11 protein-coding genes are annotated in these 15,959 nt (G+C 60.0%); 6 read left to right on the top strand and 5 right to left on the bottom strand.

Annotated elements, in window-relative coordinates; translation table 11 throughout:
• Positions 1-67: 67 nt before the first annotated feature.
• The 3 genes from DMP06_RS08205 to DMP06_RS08195 form a co-directional block, all read right to left on the bottom strand.
• Positions 68-658 carry a hypothetical protein gene (locus DMP06_RS08205; protein ID WP_123209259.1) on the bottom strand — a complete coding sequence of 197 codons (591 nt, stop codon included), beginning with the start codon at positions 656-658 and terminating at the stop codon, positions 68-70.
• Positions 659-660: 2 nt separating this feature from the next.
• Positions 661-1,008, bottom strand: a complete 348-nt coding sequence (locus DMP06_RS11880; RefSeq protein WP_245962437.1) for a helix-turn-helix transcriptional regulator — start codon at positions 1,006-1,008, stop codon at positions 661-663.
• A 316-nt stretch (positions 1,009-1,324) separates the two neighbouring features.
• The gene (locus tag DMP06_RS08195; protein ID WP_123209258.1) at positions 1,325-2,875 is read right to left on the bottom strand and encodes a Mur ligase family protein; all 1,551 of its coding nucleotides are present in this window, start codon (positions 2,873-2,875) and stop codon (positions 1,325-1,327) included.
• 422 nt (positions 2,876-3,297) lie between these two features.
• Here DMP06_RS08195 and DMP06_RS08190 point away from each other — a divergent pair, with 422 nt between their 5' ends.
• The 3 genes from DMP06_RS08190 to asnB all read left to right on the top strand — a co-directional run bounded on the left by DMP06_RS08190 (position 3,298) and on the right by asnB (position 9,034).
• Positions 3,298-5,433 carry an ABC transporter permease subunit gene (locus tag DMP06_RS08190; protein ID WP_123209257.1) on the top strand — a complete coding sequence of 712 codons (2,136 nt, stop codon included), beginning with the start codon at positions 3,298-3,300 and terminating at the stop codon, positions 5,431-5,433.
• Positions 5,434-5,746: 313 nt separating this feature from the next.
• Entirely contained in the window at positions 5,747-6,466 is a 720-nt protein-coding gene (locus DMP06_RS08185) for an amino acid ABC transporter ATP-binding protein (RefSeq protein WP_452586149.1), read from the top strand.
• Between the two features lie 720 nt (positions 6,467-7,186).
• Complete coding sequence (asnB, locus tag DMP06_RS08180; protein ID WP_123209256.1) at positions 7,187-9,034, top strand: asparagine synthase (glutamine-hydrolyzing); 1,848 nt, start codon at positions 7,187-7,189, stop codon at positions 9,032-9,034.
• Between the two features lie 861 nt (positions 9,035-9,895).
• Here the strand turns inward: asnB and DMP06_RS08175 are convergent.
• Positions 9,896-11,200, bottom strand: a complete 1,305-nt coding sequence (locus tag DMP06_RS08175; protein ID WP_220092551.1) for a carboxylate--amine ligase — start codon at positions 11,198-11,200, stop codon at positions 9,896-9,898.
• 619 nt (positions 11,201-11,819) lie between these two features.
• On the opposite strand from DMP06_RS08175, the gene DMP06_RS08170 reads away from it, so the two are divergent.
• Positions 11,820-13,211, top strand: a complete 1,392-nt coding sequence (locus DMP06_RS08170; protein WP_148042517.1) for a hypothetical protein — start codon at positions 11,820-11,822, stop codon at positions 13,209-13,211.
• A 170-nt stretch (positions 13,212-13,381) separates the two neighbouring features.
• On the opposite strand, the gene DMP06_RS11800 is transcribed toward DMP06_RS08170, so the two are convergent.
• Positions 13,382-13,513: a hypothetical protein gene (locus DMP06_RS11800; RefSeq protein WP_274542720.1), complete on the bottom strand. Its 132-nt coding sequence runs from the start codon at positions 13,511-13,513 to the stop codon at positions 13,382-13,384.
• A 228-nt stretch (positions 13,514-13,741) separates the two neighbouring features.
• On the opposite strand from DMP06_RS11800, the gene DMP06_RS08165 reads away from it, so the two are divergent.
• A complete protein-coding gene (locus DMP06_RS08165; RefSeq protein ID WP_123209254.1) occupies positions 13,742-14,236 on the top strand; it encodes a PH domain-containing protein in 495 nt (164 codons plus the stop codon).
• 3 nt (positions 14,237-14,239) lie between these two features.
• A partial coding sequence (locus tag DMP06_RS08160) for a PH domain-containing protein (protein WP_123209253.1) occupies positions 14,240-15,959 on the top strand: 1,720 nt, incomplete at its 3' end.

Genomic DNA, 15,959 nt, shown 5'->3' with positions numbered 1-15,959 from the left:
ACATTTGATTAGGCTTTTGCGACGCCGGTTTACAAAGGCGGTCGGAAAGGGCGCCAGTTTCCAAATTCTAGTCGTCGAAATCCAATGCTTCGAGCAGCTTCGCCTCGCGCTTCTGCGCCGCCCTGAACGAGGCGTACAAAGCAAGCATCACGGCGCCGAAGATCATGATCGCGTCGATCGCCATGATTGCGACATCGCCTGCCCAGGTGACGTGCTCCCAGCCAACGTAATGCACCTCGACGTACACGCGCGTCAACATGGCCGTCACCCCCACGAGAGAGCCTGAAAAAGCGGCGATCGCGCAGGCGTATGCGATGGGGAAATTGCCGTCAGGAGTGCACCATCTTCCCGTGATGTACACGCCTTTCCTGATTTGAATGACGGTAATCAGGATGAGGGCGGCCATCAACGCGAGGTACTCCACCCATGAAACCACGCCTCCCGAAACCGGCATCGGGTCGCCGGGCTCCGTGAACTGCATTTCCCACATCACCAGGAACATGTTCAGCACGATATGAACAACAAGAATTCCCACAAGTACGCAGAACGCGACGCGATAAGAACGACCCAGTTCGGCCTCAACGCGTTCATCGTGGCGGGGAAACAGGAATTCCCGAATGGCCGATACAAATGATGCGTTGTTCTCGATTGCCGCCATGGCTACTCCTCCCAAAACAGGTCATTAAGCGTGACGCCGAGAGCTTTACAGATGCTGCGGCACAAATTGAGCGTGGGATTGTATCCGCCTGCTTCGATTAGCCCGATGGTTTGCCGCGTGACGCCCACCGCCTCTGCCAAATCCGACTGGGACATGCCGCACGCCACGCGCGCCGCCTTCATGCGCAGGTTCTTTTGCTGGGAGACGGGTTTGACCGCTTCAAGTGATGCGTTCGTCGCGCTGTTGTTGCTCGCTCCCTGCGAAGGCAAGGGAATCGCCGCCTCTCGTCGCGGACTCTCCTCTTTGCGCCTCCAGCTTGCGGGGATTGATCCAAGTGTGGTGCCGTCCATTGCAATACCTTCCATAAGCAATATATGAATTGAAGTATGTAAGATTTATATTGCATATTATGGATGATGTCAAGTATATATTGCATATTGATACGGTTCGGCATCGCGGAGGGGTCGGCGGCGCGGAGATGTCGGCATCGCGGAGATGTCGGCGGCGCGAGCCCTGATGCCCCTATCGTACATGGTCATGAAAAAAGCCTCCCGTTCCTCGGACTTGTCTCTTCTGTCCAAGAAATGGGAGGCAGTTCACGAATTAAGCCGGCCTTGTATCTAAAGGGGGTGGTGCGTAAGTCCCATTTGCGCGCTCATGCCTAACTTACGCGCTCTCGTTCTCCCCTTGCATCGCGTCGAACTCGTCGAGCGCTTCACGCAGAATTACGCCGTCGGCGCGGCAGGGTTCGGCGCCGCCTCTGCGCATCATGCGCGTCTCATGGCCTTTGCCGGTCACAATCACCACGGCGGGGCGTTCGGTTTCAAAAACTGCCTTGCGTATCGCCGCCTCGCGATCGACCTCTATCTGCCAGGCGTGGTTGCCTTGCGCCTCTATGAAATGAGCGATGGTTGCGCAGATGTCGGCCGGGTCCTCCGGGCCGGGGTCGTCTTCGGTGATTACGATGCGGTCGGCGAACTTGCCTGCTGCCACACCCATAGTCTCGCGGCGATCCATTCCTTTGCCGCCTGTGGCTCCAAACACTACGCAGAGCTCGCGATCGGGGTAGTTCTCACGCAGATCGCGCAGCAGCGTTTCAAGGCTCATGCCGTTATGGGCGAAATCGACTACGCCCATGATCCGTCCCGACGGGGTGGGGTAAAGGTTCATGCGTCCGGGCACCATGACGCTTTCGAACCCGTGCACGATGCATTCTTCGTCTATGCCCAGTCCTTCGGCGCATGCGATTGCGCCCAGCGCGTTCGACACGTTGAATCTCACCGGCGTGGGGAGCAGAACCTCGCGCTCGAATCGCGGTGTGCGCACCGTAAACGTGATGCCGCCCTCGGTGTGACGCAGATGGAAGCCAAACACGTCGGCCGCTTCGTGCTCGAGCGAATACGTGATCACGCGGGGGCAACGCTCGCGTGCCGAGGCGTACACCTTATCGGCCCGGTCCATGTCCAAATTCACCACGGCCGTTTCGCATTGCTTGAACAGTAGCAGCTTGCTTGCGAAGTAATCCTCGAATGTGGGGTGCTCGATCGGCGAGATGTGATCCTCGCCGATATTGGTGAATGCGCCCACGGCGAACTCGACGCCAAACGTGCGACCGTATTTAAGCGCCTGGCTGGATGCTTCCATAGCAACATGCTCGGCCCCCGCCGCCACGGCGTTTGCCAGGTGACGCTCGAGGTCAAACGGCTCGGGCGTGGTCAGCTTGGCCTCGCCTCGCTCTATGCCGTCGTCCATCTCGATGCTCGAGAACATCGCTGCCGTATGCGTGCCTGCCGCTCGCGCTTGCGCATCAAGGATTCCCTTGAGATAGTACACGCTCGTGGTTTTGCCCTTGGTGCCCGTGAACGCGCAGACATCGATTTTGCCCGAGGGGTGTCCCCAGGCGAAATCTGCGATGGCGCCCATAGCCTTGCGAATATCGGTGACCAGCAGGCAGGGGATGGGCGCTTCGTAATCCGTCTCGGACACGTAGCATGCTGCGCCCGCCTCTATGGCGCTCATCAAGTAGTCACGCTTGAATGCGGCGCCTTTGCATACGAACAACGTGCCTGGCACCACCTCGCGCGAATCGCAGGTGGCAAATGCGATGGGGCTATCGGGCAGGGCGGCGGCATCGACCGGAGATGCGAGGACTCCCAAATTATCAAGCAGAGCGGCATATCGCTTCACGGTCGAGGCGGTCTGTTGGGGTTTTTGCATCGCGCATCCTTTCAGTAGCGATGGCATCGGTTGCCCATGATTGTACCGAAGAGCCGCCGTGCGTGCGTGCGCATTTTGCGAATCGCTGCCGCGGCGCATATCTAGGGCGAAAGGACACGGCTGCGCGCCGGTCTGCCCGCGGCAGGGGGTGATGCTGGATGGGTGGCCGGGCGCGTTCTGGCATTAGTGCCGGCCTGCGGCGGGGTGACGCTTGGCGTGCCTGAGCGAGGCATGAGGCGCCCTTCGACGCTTTCGCAAGGCGCTTCTCGGCCTGCAGCCGAGGCTTTAAGGCTTTGTTCAGCTTTCTGTTGAGTGGGAGGGGAGTTGGGCAGCGCGCCGTTTTTGCTTTGCGGCGGGGTTAGTCTGGGGTATCGAGTGCCTCTGCGGAGGCGCTCTCCGATTCATTCTCCGAAAGGACGGCCATGCGCAAAGCCTCAGTCCGAACCTCTCTTTTTATCCTGCTTGCCGCCAGCGCCGTTCTCGTAGCGTTCTCCCTGATCGGATGCTCATTCTCCGGCTCCGGTGATTCCCCGGAAAGCGGGTCGAGCCAAGACAGCGTCGATTACACCCTTATAGAAGAGGGCAAGCTTACCGTGGCATCCGACCTTGCCACGCCGCCGTTTGAGTATGCGGATGATTCCGGCGAGCCCCAAGGTTTCACCGTCGAGCTCATGGGCATGATCGCCGAGCGTCTGGGCCTTGAGCTCAACTATCTGCCGGCGCAGAAATTCGACGGCATCATTCCTTCCGTCAAGCAGGGCGTGAAAACCGATGTGGGCGCCTGCAACATCACCATCACCGACGAGCGCAAGCAGGAAGTCGACTTCACCGATCCGTACATGGATTCCAACCAGGGCGTTGCCGTGGCGAAGGATTCTGGCCACGAACAGGCCTCCGACCTCAATCAAGCAGGCGTGAAGGTGGCCGTGCAATCGGGTACTACGTCTGAAGAATGGGCGCTGGAGAACCTTCCTCAGGCGCAAACCGTCAACTTTGATGACTGGACCGCGGCGTTCACTGCCGTCATGAGCGGCCAGTGTCAGGCGGTGGTGTGCGACCTGCCGGTAGAGCAGTGGATGGTGTCCAATTCGTTCACGGACATGGAAATCATCGAGGAGATTTCCACAGGCGAGCAGTTCGGCATCGCCGTAAGCAAGGACAACCCCGGCCTCACGCAAGCCATCAATGAGGCGTTGGCGGATATTCGCGCCGAGGGCATCTATGACGAGCTGTATGAAAAGTGGTTCGGCGCGGCGCCCAGCGAATCGGCCGGCGCCACGGCAGACGAATCGGCGTCGGGCGACGAGGGCTCCGATGCCGCAGCAAGCAACACGGACGCAAGCGATGCGGGGGAATCCGCCGATACCGCCACTCAGTCAAGCACCGAAGCCCAGGGTGTGCTTTCCTCCGTCACGGCTACCGCACGTTCCAATGAAGATGGCGGCAGCGCGGTCCTCGGCGGCATCGCCACGCGTCTTGCTTGGGGGTGCATCACCGGCACCGACGAGGGCGACGTCTCTCAGATCACGCTTCAGCTGCCCGATGGCGGCTCCTTCGAGGATACCTCCGTTGAGGCGACCATCGTAAGCGACCTCGACCGCACGCAGGTTCAGGCGCAAGCGCGCGTGTCCAATTCGTCGCTCGTTATCGATTTCGACCAGCCCATTCCTGCCGGCTCGGAGCTTTCCATCGAGGTGGAGGGCGTGCTCTTTCCCAGCACGGCCGGCGCCTACACCGTGGGCGGCGCTTACACGACGAGCGACGGCACCCAGCACGATTTGCCCGAAAGCCCTACGATCGCCGTGTCTGAAAGCACATGGGTTCAGGACGCGGTGTCGTGGCTAGACAATCAGGCGTGGGTGGATGCGTGGAACTCCAATCCGTTCCTGGGCATGTTCTTCAAGCCGCAGTACGTGGTCACCTCCATCGCGTCACTGTTCCAGGGATGGGGGACGGCGCTCTTGGTTACGGTTATCGGCTTTCCGCTGGCCATCCCTGTTGGTTTGCTGTTCGCGTTCCTCAAGATGAGCCGCAATCGCATTCTGCGTGCGGTTGGCGTGACATATATCAATCTGCTGCGCGGCATTCCGTTGTTCCTGCAGATCTACATCGCGTTCTTCGGCATGCCGATGCTGGGATTCAACCTGCCTAATCTGCCGCTGGGCATCGCGGTCATGGCCGTGAACACATCCGCCTACCTGGCAGAGATTTTCCGCGCCGGTATCGAATCTATTCCCAAGGGCCAAATGGAGGCGGCGAGCTCGTTGGGCATGAATAAGATTCAGGCCATGGGCCTCGTCATCATCCCGCAGACAGTGCGTCGCGTAATGCCCACAATGACCAGCGAATTCGTCATGCTCTACAAAGACACGTCGCTGCTTTCCAGCGTGGGCGTTATGGAGCTGATGATGTTCTCCAAGAACCTTACGGCAACCACCGGCAACATTACGCCGTATATCTGCGCGGCGCTTTACTACCTCGTGGTTACGATTCCCTTGATTCATGTGGTCACCAAGGCAGAGAAAAAGATGGCGTCCGAGGAAGGCGGGAGGCAGTAGCATGGCAAGCGCAGAGGTGAATGGCGCGGTATCCCACATGACGGCATCTGCCGGCCAGGGCACACTCGCGTCGGGGGCGGCTAATCGAGGGGTGCCCGTGCCGGAATCGGCTGATCGGGACGCACTCGCGCCGGGGGCGGCCGTGCCGGAATCGGCTGATTGGGACGCACTCGCGTCGGGGGCGGCCGAGAATCGCGAGCCCATTTTGGGGGCGATTAGCCACAATCCGCCTATGTCAGGCGACAGGGCGGGCGGCGCCTCCGCAGAAGGAGAGGCGGCTGCGAGCGCGCGCGAAGCCGTTGCCGATGCAGTCATTCGCATCGAGGGTCTGCACAAATGCTACGGCGCGCAGGAGATTCTCAAGGGAATCGATCTCACGGTGCAACGTGGTGAAGTGGTGGTCATCCTGGGACCCAGTGGCTCCGGCAAATCCACGTTGTTGCGCTGCGTGAACCGTCTCGAAGAGGCCACCAGTGGCCACATTTGGTTCGAAGACACCGAAATCACCGATCCCTCGACCAAAATCAACAAGGTGCGTGAGCACGTGGGCATGGTATTCCAGAGCTTCAATCTGTTTCCGCACCTCACCGCCAAGAAAAACGTCATGCTCGCCCAAGAGCACGTGCTCAAGCGTCCCAAGGAGGAGGCGGAACGTGTCGCGCTCGAACAGCTCGAACGCGTAGGCCTGCGCGAGCGCGCCGACTACAAGCCCGGGCAACTTTCGGGCGGTCAGCAGCAGCGCGTGGCCATTGCCCGCGCATTGGCGATGGATCCGCATGTGATGCTGTTCGACGAGGCCACGAGTGCGCTCGACCCCGAGTTGGTGCGCGACGTGCTGGACGTCATGCGATCGCTGGCGAGCGAGGGCATGACCATGATGGTAGTCACGCATGAGATGAAGTTTGCGCGCGATGTGGCCGACCGCGTGATATTCATGGACGGCGGCGTAATCGTGGAGCAGGGCACGCCCGAGGATGTGTTCGAGCACCCGCAATCCGACCGGACAAAGGATTTCCTCGGCCACATCGCATAGCGCGCGTTTGCTTTCGCGAGATTACGCCACAAGCGCCAATCGGGTGGGCAATTTTGTCTGGGAACGAGCGCCAAGCGGGTGGGGCGAACATCGGCAGGATGGAACAAGCGGCGATTTGCTGCCGCGCAAACGTCGCCCCGCAACCGCGTAAGCGTCGTTCCGCAAACGAACGCCGATTTGCCGCAGCACAAACGTCGTTTCGCAACCGCGCAAACGTTGCCCCGCAAACAAACGGCGATTTGCCGCACCAGAAACGACGCCCCGCAAACGAATGCCGATTTGCTGCCGCATAAACATCGCTCTACAAACAAATGGCGATTTGCTGCAGTTTTCGCGCGCCTCCTAAAGTAGACCAATCGGCGCAAGGCCGTGACCTGGGGCAACGCGAAGCCCAACAGCGATGTACTTGGGGCACCCCTCGAAAACTGCAGCAAATCGCCGTTTGTTGCAATCGCGCCGCCCCTTTCTGGACTTTCGGCCGCTCTATCCCGTACGCTGGCATTCGGCGAGGTCTTTCTACCCGGCACGCCGATACCTTCTGAGGCATCGAGCTATGCTCATATCACGCATTTTCCCAATTCAAGGGGTCGTAACGTTACAATTCTAGCTTCGAATGAATGTTTGGGCGTTCGGTCGCTTGCGCGGCGGCAGGAATGCGCGCGCTGGTTCGCCCGCGCGGCGCTGCGCCCTCCGAATGAAAGAGTCTACGAAAGGCATCCTATGTGCGGATTCGTCGGATTCACCGGCAGCATCGAGAATAAAGAGGCCGTCCTTGAGGCCATGATGAACCGTATCGTTCATCGCGGCCCCGATATGGGTGGCCAGTATTTTGACGGCGACGTGTCTATGGGCTTTCGCCGCCTGTCCATCCTGGACTTGTCTGAGGCGGGTCGCCAGCCTATGACCAGCGTCGACGGCAATGTGACCGTCACGTTCAACGGCGAGATCTACAACTTTCAGGAGCTGCGTGCCCAGCTCGAGGCAGCCGGGCACACGTTTCACTGCAACGCCGACACCGAGGTGCTCGTACATGGTTACGAGGAGTGGGGCGAGGGTCTAGTGGACCGCCTTCGCGGCATGTACGGCTTCGTGATCTACGACAAGCGCAACCAAAGGCTTTACGGCGCGCGCGACATCTTCGGCATCAAACCGTTCTACTACGGCCGCACCGCACAGGGTGATTTGTTGTTCGGCAGCGAAATCAAGAGTTTCCTGGACCATCCGGGCTTCGTGAAGGCCGTAAACAAGAAAGCCCTGCGCCCGTATCTCACGCTGCAGTTCCCCGCCACGGAGGAAACGTTCTTCGCGGGCGTGTACAAGCTCGAGGCTGCGCATTGCTTCACGTATGACCTGGCCACGCGCGAGATGAACGTGCGTCGTTACTGGCAGTGCGATTTTTCGGACGACAACTCCAAGAACTTCGACGAGTACGTGGACGAGTGCGATCAGGTGGTGCATGAAAGTGTGGCGGCGCACCGCATCGCCGACGTGAAGGTGGGTTCGTTCCTTTCTGGCGGCGTGGACTCCAGCTACATCGCCGCGTGCCTCATGCCCGACAACACGTTCAGCGTGGGCTTCGACTACAAGGATTTCAACGAAACCAACTACGCCGCCGAGCTGTCTGACAAGCTGGGCATCAAGAACTACCGCAAGATGATCGACGGCGACGATTTCTTCGGGGCGCTGGAAACCATCCAGTACCACATGGATGAGCCGCAGTCCAACCTGTCCAGTGTGCCGCTGTACTTCCTGGCGCAGCTGGCCGCCGAGCAGGTGACCGTCGTGCTTTCCGGTGAGGGCGCCGACGAGCTGTTCGCCGGCTACGAGTGGTATGAGGATACGCCCGAGATGGCCAAGTTCAAGCGCACCGTGCCGCTGGGCGTGCGCCGCGCGCTGGGTTCGCTCGTGCAACATCTGCCGTACTTCAAGGGTCATAACTTCCTGACCAAGTGCGCCGAGGTGCCTGAGCGCTGGTACGTGGGCCAGGCCAACGTGTACTCGCCCGAAGAGGCAGACGACATCCTGAAGCCCGACTACGATCAGGGCCCCAACGCCTTCGAGCTGTGCGCGCCGGTGTATGCGCAGGTGCCGCAGTTCTGCGAGCTTTCCAAGAAGCAGTATCTGGATATGAATATGTGGCTGCCGGGCGACATTCTGCTCAAGGCCGACAAGATGTGCATGGCGCACTCGCTGGAGCTGCGCGTGCCGTTCCTGGACAAGAGGGTCATGGAGTTCGCGCAGCATGTGCCCGCGCGCTTCCGCGTGAACGAAAACGGCAACAAGCAGGTGCTGCGTCACGCTGCCAACCGTTGCTTGCCGGATGAGTGGGCTACGCGCCCCAAGAAGGGCTTCCCTGTGCCCATCAAATTCTGGCTGCGTGAGCAGAAGTATTACGACTACGTGAAGGAATACTTCCAGGCTGATTTTGCCGAGGAGTTCTTCGACCGTGAAAAGCTGATGAAGCTGCTCGACGATCATTTTGAAGGCCGCGCCCTCAACCAGCGCAAGATCTACACCGCACTCACGTTCTTGATCTGGTACAAGCGCTTCTTTATCGAGGAGAAGTAGGTGCGCTGAGCACGTTGCGCTAAGCGTTCATGGCGCCGCCCGCTGTGGGTGGCGCCTTTTTTGTGTGGAGTCCTGTGGACGACGCGTGCGCGAGTGGCGCCCCTCCTCCATCCGACGGCCCAAGGTGGGATCCTTGCGGGCGCCGCGTGCATGGATCCGTCGCGGTATTGGCTCCTGTGCGTGTTGCAACGGAGCCTTCTTGTGGGCGCGCATATACGGATTCGTCCCGATTGCGGTCTTTGCCGGTCATTTTCTCGATTTATGGGCATTGTATACGCGGATTCGTCGCATTCATGGCTCCTGCGTTCGTCGCGTCGGAGTCCTTCCGTGGACGACGCGTGCACGGATCTCTGCCGCTCAAGCGTTTGCACTCTCGCGGCCATGTCATCTTTCTGCGGCTGCTATGTACACGGATTTGTGGCAAAAACGCCACTTTTTACATTTATGAACTTCTCGTACATCATTCTCGGTATCAAACTCCACAGCAGAGCCGGAAGTGCGGTGGTCTGATCTGGGAAAATATGGAAGATGGGGGGGAGGATTAAAGGCCAAACGGCTTTTTGGATGCCCGACAATGGGCATGTTTTTGCACGAGAGAGTTCTCAAAAAAGATGGCGTTTTTCGCGCGATTGGCTGTACACAGAGTTCATAAGTGCAAAAAAGTGGCGCTGAGCCGTATCGTCCTTTCGGACAGCGAGCTACCCAAAATCCTCGCAGGAAGGTAATCTGGGATAACCCACAATTTGCGAGACCAGCTTTCTGAGGCGGAGAAGCGGAGCTCACGGATGCAAAAAAGTGGCGCCATTATGACGCCACTTCATCGTTGCCGTTTTCCTTGTTGCCGAGGAATCGAACCAGCGTTTATTTGTACTTTTCGGAGTTCTTGAACTTGTCGAAGTAGCGGTACATGTGCACCTTCACGTAGGCCCAGCGCAGAGGGTTGAACCGCGTGTCGGAACTGTAGTAGAAGGCCACGGCTTCGCGCCCAGCGCGGCGCAGCGCTTCTGCTCGGCGCACGAACTCCTTGTCTTGCACGAAATCGCGCACAACCTTCCAGGGAATGGAGCGGCAGAATCCTTCGCGCTCGTTCATCAGGCATTCGCCCAGGTCGCGCTCATAGATACGGTCTTCCACCACATAGCGCGCGATGTTGATGCCGGCCCCGCCGGTGATATAGAAGTTCGAGCGGCCCTGGCGCAGGTTGATTTCGAACACCTTGTACCCGCCGTCGCGGCTGTCGTACTTGATATCGAAGTTGGAAAAGCCCGTGAACCCAATTTCCTCCAGCCACGCCTTGATGCGTTCCTGCAACTCAGGGTTGGGCTCGGTGATAATGGCGCACGGGTTGCCCAGCGCCGTGGCGGTGTGTTCCTCAAGCCCCACGCGCCCGAAGCACATCATTTTTACCTTGCCCGCGCGGTCGGAGTAGGCGGTAAGCACGCGCATGCTGTCGTCCGCGCCAGGGACGGTGTCCTGCAAAATGATATTCATGGGATACCCCGCGCCAAAGATGAGTCCCAAAATATGCAGCGCCTCGGCGGGGGTGGCGGCGGTATACACCTTCTTCATGCCGTCGAAGGGATGGCGCCAATACTCCTCGCTCATGGCAGGCTTCACGATGATGGGGTACTCGAAACCCAGCGCCTCCGCGGCAAGGTCTGCCTCGGTCATACCGCTGGCGAACTGCTGCGGCGTGACCACCTGTGTGGTGGGGTAGGGAATGCCGTGCTTGTCGCACATCTCATAAAAGCTGTCTTTGGCCTCAAGCTTGTCGCGCAGCGCGGCGTCGATGTAGAGCGTGCGGCAGTTTTCGGGCAGCTTGTCGCGCAGCGCCATGAGCATGGCGGCATAGCCGTCGGTGCAGCCCCATACCAGTACCTTCTTGTTGGCGTGAGCGGCGGCGAACTCGTTGATGCGTGCGAGAAGCACGTCCAGATCTTCCAGGTTGGGCTCGAGCGCCACCTGCACGATGCGGCTGTACTTGGTGTCGCCGGCGGCAAAGCGCCCCAGCGCGTGGCTCACCACGCCGTACTGCTCGTGCAGCGCGCGGGCGACCGAATACGCGTTCATGTCCGCGCCGATGAGCAGCGGCACAAAATCCTGCTGTGCCTGCGCGGCGGGCGTGGCCTCGAACGGCGTGTTCTGTGCGGCGGTTTCGTATGCCATAAGGAGAGCTCCTTCGTTTGCTTGCATGTTTGGACGGTCGGCGCATTCGCTTGCTGGACGCCCTTCTGGCGCTTGCGCACGGTACGTGCATCCGAAGCGCCCGCGAGCGGCATAAGCATCCGCGGTGCGAGCGTGACCTACTGCGCTCGAGGCGCAGCGGCCTCGTATTCGGGATGGCGATTCGTGTCAAAGCGCCTGAACAACCGCGCGATTATACCGCGTTCGCAAACGCTTGGCGAATTGCGAGCGAGGAATATGGAGACGGAGCGCAGGTGCGCGGGCTAGCTAGTCTGCGCAAAGGCGTTGCGCGCGAACGCGTTTTGCGCAAATGCCGTCCAATATTTGCCCCGAAAAGGGGTGTACTATAATGCAAAGCATCCCAAGGACGTAAGGCATCGCGTACTTTTATTTCAATGGGTGATTTTTTGCGGTGCCGCCTGTCCTTGGGATGCTCCGTTTTGAATACCCCATCCATTCAAGGCAGGACACGCGTATCGCCGCGCTGGGGCTTGCGCGTGGCGGTGTTTACTCTAGGAGGCTACGATGGCCAACGGTTACACACCGGAACTCATCCAACTTCGGAATTCGTCTCTTGGTCTGCAAAAGGCAATGCTTGCAGGTGAGCAACATCGCGGATGCGCATCCCACGGTGCGCAACGGCGTGAAATATCTCTCGCTCAAACGTTTCGCGATGCCGGACGATCATGAGCGCATCATGGCTGCCGTAAACGGCAAGGTGCCTTCGTGGAACGCGCGCGCCGAAAAACTGTGGAGCAGGATCGACGCTCTGAACGCTGCCACGGGTGCATGCGCAACCCTCTCTGGGTCGGGCGCTGCCTCGGAAGGCGAACTCGATGCGATTCACCAGGATATAACCCAGCAGCGCGAGCAGGCTATGCGCGACTTACTCATGTTCTATCTGCAGCGTCCCGGGGTGCTTCTGCGTACGCTCACGCGTTTCGTGCATGCTGGTCTAACTCGTGAGCAGGTGGAGTCGTGCGGCGTGGTAGAAGCGCTTGCCCATTCGGTGTCGTGCGCCACGCTGCTCAAGGTGACGGCGCAGTGTTCGGTCGATGGCTTGGGAATCCCTTCCGCGAGCGAGGAAGGCTGCATTGTTGATGAAAAGGGCGATTTCGCCTATGTGCAAGATGAGGAGCGCACGCTGGAGGGGTATCGGTTCGCTCTGAATGCCGTGCTGCTTCCTACGTTGAAGCTGGTGCTTGCTCGCTTGGCTGCTGTCGAGGGGCACCTGCGGGAGCTGGCGGGTAAGCGGGTGTTTGTGGATGCCGGTGCATTCTCCCTGGAAGGGTCGCTGGTTGTGCCCAATGAAAGCGGGCAGAAGACCGCCTGGCCTCCGGCGGGCATGGCGTATGCGTTGCCCGATGTCGACCGCTTGCGCTTTTTCACCTATTGGGACGACCGGGCGAAACGCGTGGATGTGGACATGCATGCCGTGGCATCGGGGTCGGAGGGCTTTTATCATGTGGGCTGGAACGAACGCTTTAGCGTGGCGGGCATTACCACAAGCGGAGACGTTACCACCTCGGTGAACGCGGTCGAATACATCGATGTCTATGTGCCTGACGCGCTTGCGGCGGGGGTCAAGACGATTTCTATCAGCAACGTCATTTATGCCGGAGCTGGCAGCTGGGACGGCATCGACACCGCGTTCTGCGGATGCTCGGTGGTGGGCAGCGACGAGCGCGACGTGCGCTTATTCGATCGCGATAACGTGGTGTTCCGTTACGATCTGACCGGCAAGAGACGGCGTGAGGTGACGAGCGTCGTTGACCTGAAGGGCGGTTTCGTATGCGTTCATCGCGGCGAGGGGTTGAAGCTTGCTCGCGCCACGTTCACGCTCGCTTCGTATGTGGACATGCTGCTTGAAGCATGCGATGCCCTGCGCGTGGAATCGCGCGACGATGCCGACACCGTGCTTCATGTGGCGCCGCCTGAGGACGGCACCTGGTCGCTCCTTGGAGAACGCTTTTTCGTGGGCGCATGCGAATAGCGGTCCGATCGGTCACCGGGGCCTTCGCGGCGGACGTTACGAACCTGATTCAGGGCATCGACCGGTCGATGCCCTGAATCAGGGGTAAAAATTTCCATAATGACCCCCCACATGTCCTCAATGAAACGTTTTGAGGAGAGGTTGAAAGCGGTATTCTCCTGGCCTTCCTGTTAGACCGCCTTCACGTAGAAGCCCGATATGCTTCCGTCCTGGTTGACGCTCACGGTGAACTGCGCCGATACGTTTTCATAGTTTGCGATCTGCACGATGGTGGCAATGTGTGTCGGCTCGACATGCTGCACTCCGCCGGCTCGGCACACCATGTGCGTCGGCTCGGCATGCCGCGCTGTTGACGAATTGTTTACATGCCGTAGCCATTGGGCAATTCGCGTCTTGCCATCGGGGGGGGGGTAGTCGCTGTATACTGACTGCATCCTGTTGGTTGAGCTTGAGTTGAGGCGCGACGCCTGCGTGGCGCGGCTTTGTATCTGACAGGTAATTTTGTCGAACGGACGTGAGGAGTTGTTGGTATGCGTCCCATCCCAAAGAACCAGCTAGATCCCAAAATCAAAAATGTATGGCGCATCAGCGACGCCATCTCGCTGACCATCATATATCTGTGCTGCGTTATTGCGTGGCCCATCGTGGCGCTTGCGGCGCCCGAGGAAGCTTGGTGGGCGTGGATTGTGACCGGCGTGCTTACCGCCGTTTGGGTGGCGTGCCTCATCATTTGGCTGATTGTCCTGCCGCCTATTCGCTGGATGCGTTGGCGCTACGAGGTGGGCGAGAACGAGCTGGATATCGCGCGCGGCATCGTGTGGCGCAAGCGCTTCATCATCCCGTTCGTGCGCGTGCAGAACACCGATACCAAGCAGGGTCCCATCTTGCGCGCCTTCAATCTGGCGAGCGTGACCGTGGCCACCGCTGCCGGCGAGCACGAAATTCCCGGCTTGGCGTTCGAGGAGGCCGATGAGCTGCGTGATCGCATTGCCGAGCAGGCCCGTCTGGCTCAAGAGGACGTGTAGGCCATGAGCGAGTTGAACAACCAAGCGCCACTGCAGGGCAGCGGCGACAACCCGCAGGCGACGGGCGCGCCGTCTCAGGCTGCCGGAAATCTGCAAGCGTCGGCGGGCTCGATGCAGCAACCTGCGCCGCAGGGCTACGCTCCCGCTCCTGGCGTTCCGTATCCCGATCCACGTGATCAGGTGCCAGAAACGTTGCGCCCCGGCAAGCACCATGTGCATCATACCTATATATGGCTGGGCGGTCTGCGCGCGGCGTTCGTCGCCCTTGCCGCGATTGGCGTGTCGGTGTTTGGCAACGTGGTCGGCAGCATGGCGGACGAGGAGGGCGGCATCGATCTGCTTTTCGCAATCATGCCGTTCGTTATCGGGGGAGCTCTCCTGCTCATTCTGCTCATCGTGGGCTTGATTTTTCTTGTGCAGTGGCTTTCGTGGAAGAATCTCACCTATGAGCTGGGAACCGACGAATTCACGCTGAACTCCGGCATCATCAGCAAGAAGCGCATGCATGTGCCTTACCAGCGCGTCCAAGCCGTGAATCAGAACGCGGGGCTGATACAGCGCATCGTGGGCGTCTGCGATGTAAAAATCGACACGGCGGGCGGCGCCACCAACGACGGCGTGCGCCTTACCTATATGCGTACCTCCGAAGCCGAGGCGTTGCGCGCCGAGCTCTTCCGCCGCAAAAAGGTTCTGCTTGCGGGCGGTTCTGTTGCCGAGGACGGCACTGCGCAGGTGAACGGTTCCCTGTACTATTCCGCATGGGCCATTGCATGTATGGGCGGCACGCCGCAGGCAACGCCACTGACCGCTTTTGGATACGTGTTGCAGCCGGTGCCCGGGGCGTCGATTGCGCAAGGCGTTGCCGCGGGGTATGCGGGCGCGCAGGCACCCGGACTTTCGCCCGATGAGACCAACGTGCTCGACGTGGCCGATGAGGTCTTGCAGGATGTGCGCGGCGTATTCGGCGGCAATGAGGTTGATACCGGCCAGGTGCAGTACGAAACCGGATTGTCCAACAAGGAGCTGTTGCTGGCGGGCGCATCCGGCGCAGGCGAGGGCCTGGGTCTGCTGTTCGTGGGTATCGTTGCCGCGGTGGGCTCGGTGGCTCAGTTGTTCCAGGGCGCCATCGAGCGCTGGACCGAGGACTGGGTGACGTCCATGGTGGTCGGTGGCGAGGCATCCATCGCTCTACCTGACGCCAATACCGCAAGCTCGCTCATCGGCGGTGCGGCGCTTCAGATTATCCTGTGGGCGCTTCTGGCGATCGCGGCGCTGTGGGTCATCTCGGCGTTGGGCACCGTGGTACGTTACGGCGGCTTCCGCTTGCGACGTCGCGAAGGCCGCGTGGAGGTGGAATCGGGTCTGCTTTCGCGCAGCTTCCATGGCGTGGACGTTGACCGTGTGCAGTCCGTTGTGGTCAAGCAAAGCTTCATCCGCCGCCTGATGGGCTACTGCGAGCTTTCGGTGCACAAGATCGATAGCGCTGCCACCGATTCGACCGAGGCGCAGGGGCAGCAGCCTGCCACGAAGGGTGTGGTCATCCATCCGTTCGTTAAGATGAGCCGCGTGCCCGAGATCATCGCGGGCGTGCTGCCGGAATTTGCCGACATGCCCACTGAGACGTTCAAGCCCGCTCCCGTCGCCAAGCGCCGCGCCATCGTGCGCATGGGCATCATCCGCAGCGCTGCGTTTTGGTTCGCCGTGTTTGTGGCACTGTGCCAGG

This window comes from Slackia equolifaciens (assembly GCF_003725995.1).
GTDB classification, from domain to species: Bacteria; Actinomycetota; Coriobacteriia; order Coriobacteriales; family Eggerthellaceae; genus Slackia; species Slackia equolifaciens.
This window is presented reverse-complemented; position numbering and strand designations above follow the sequence as displayed.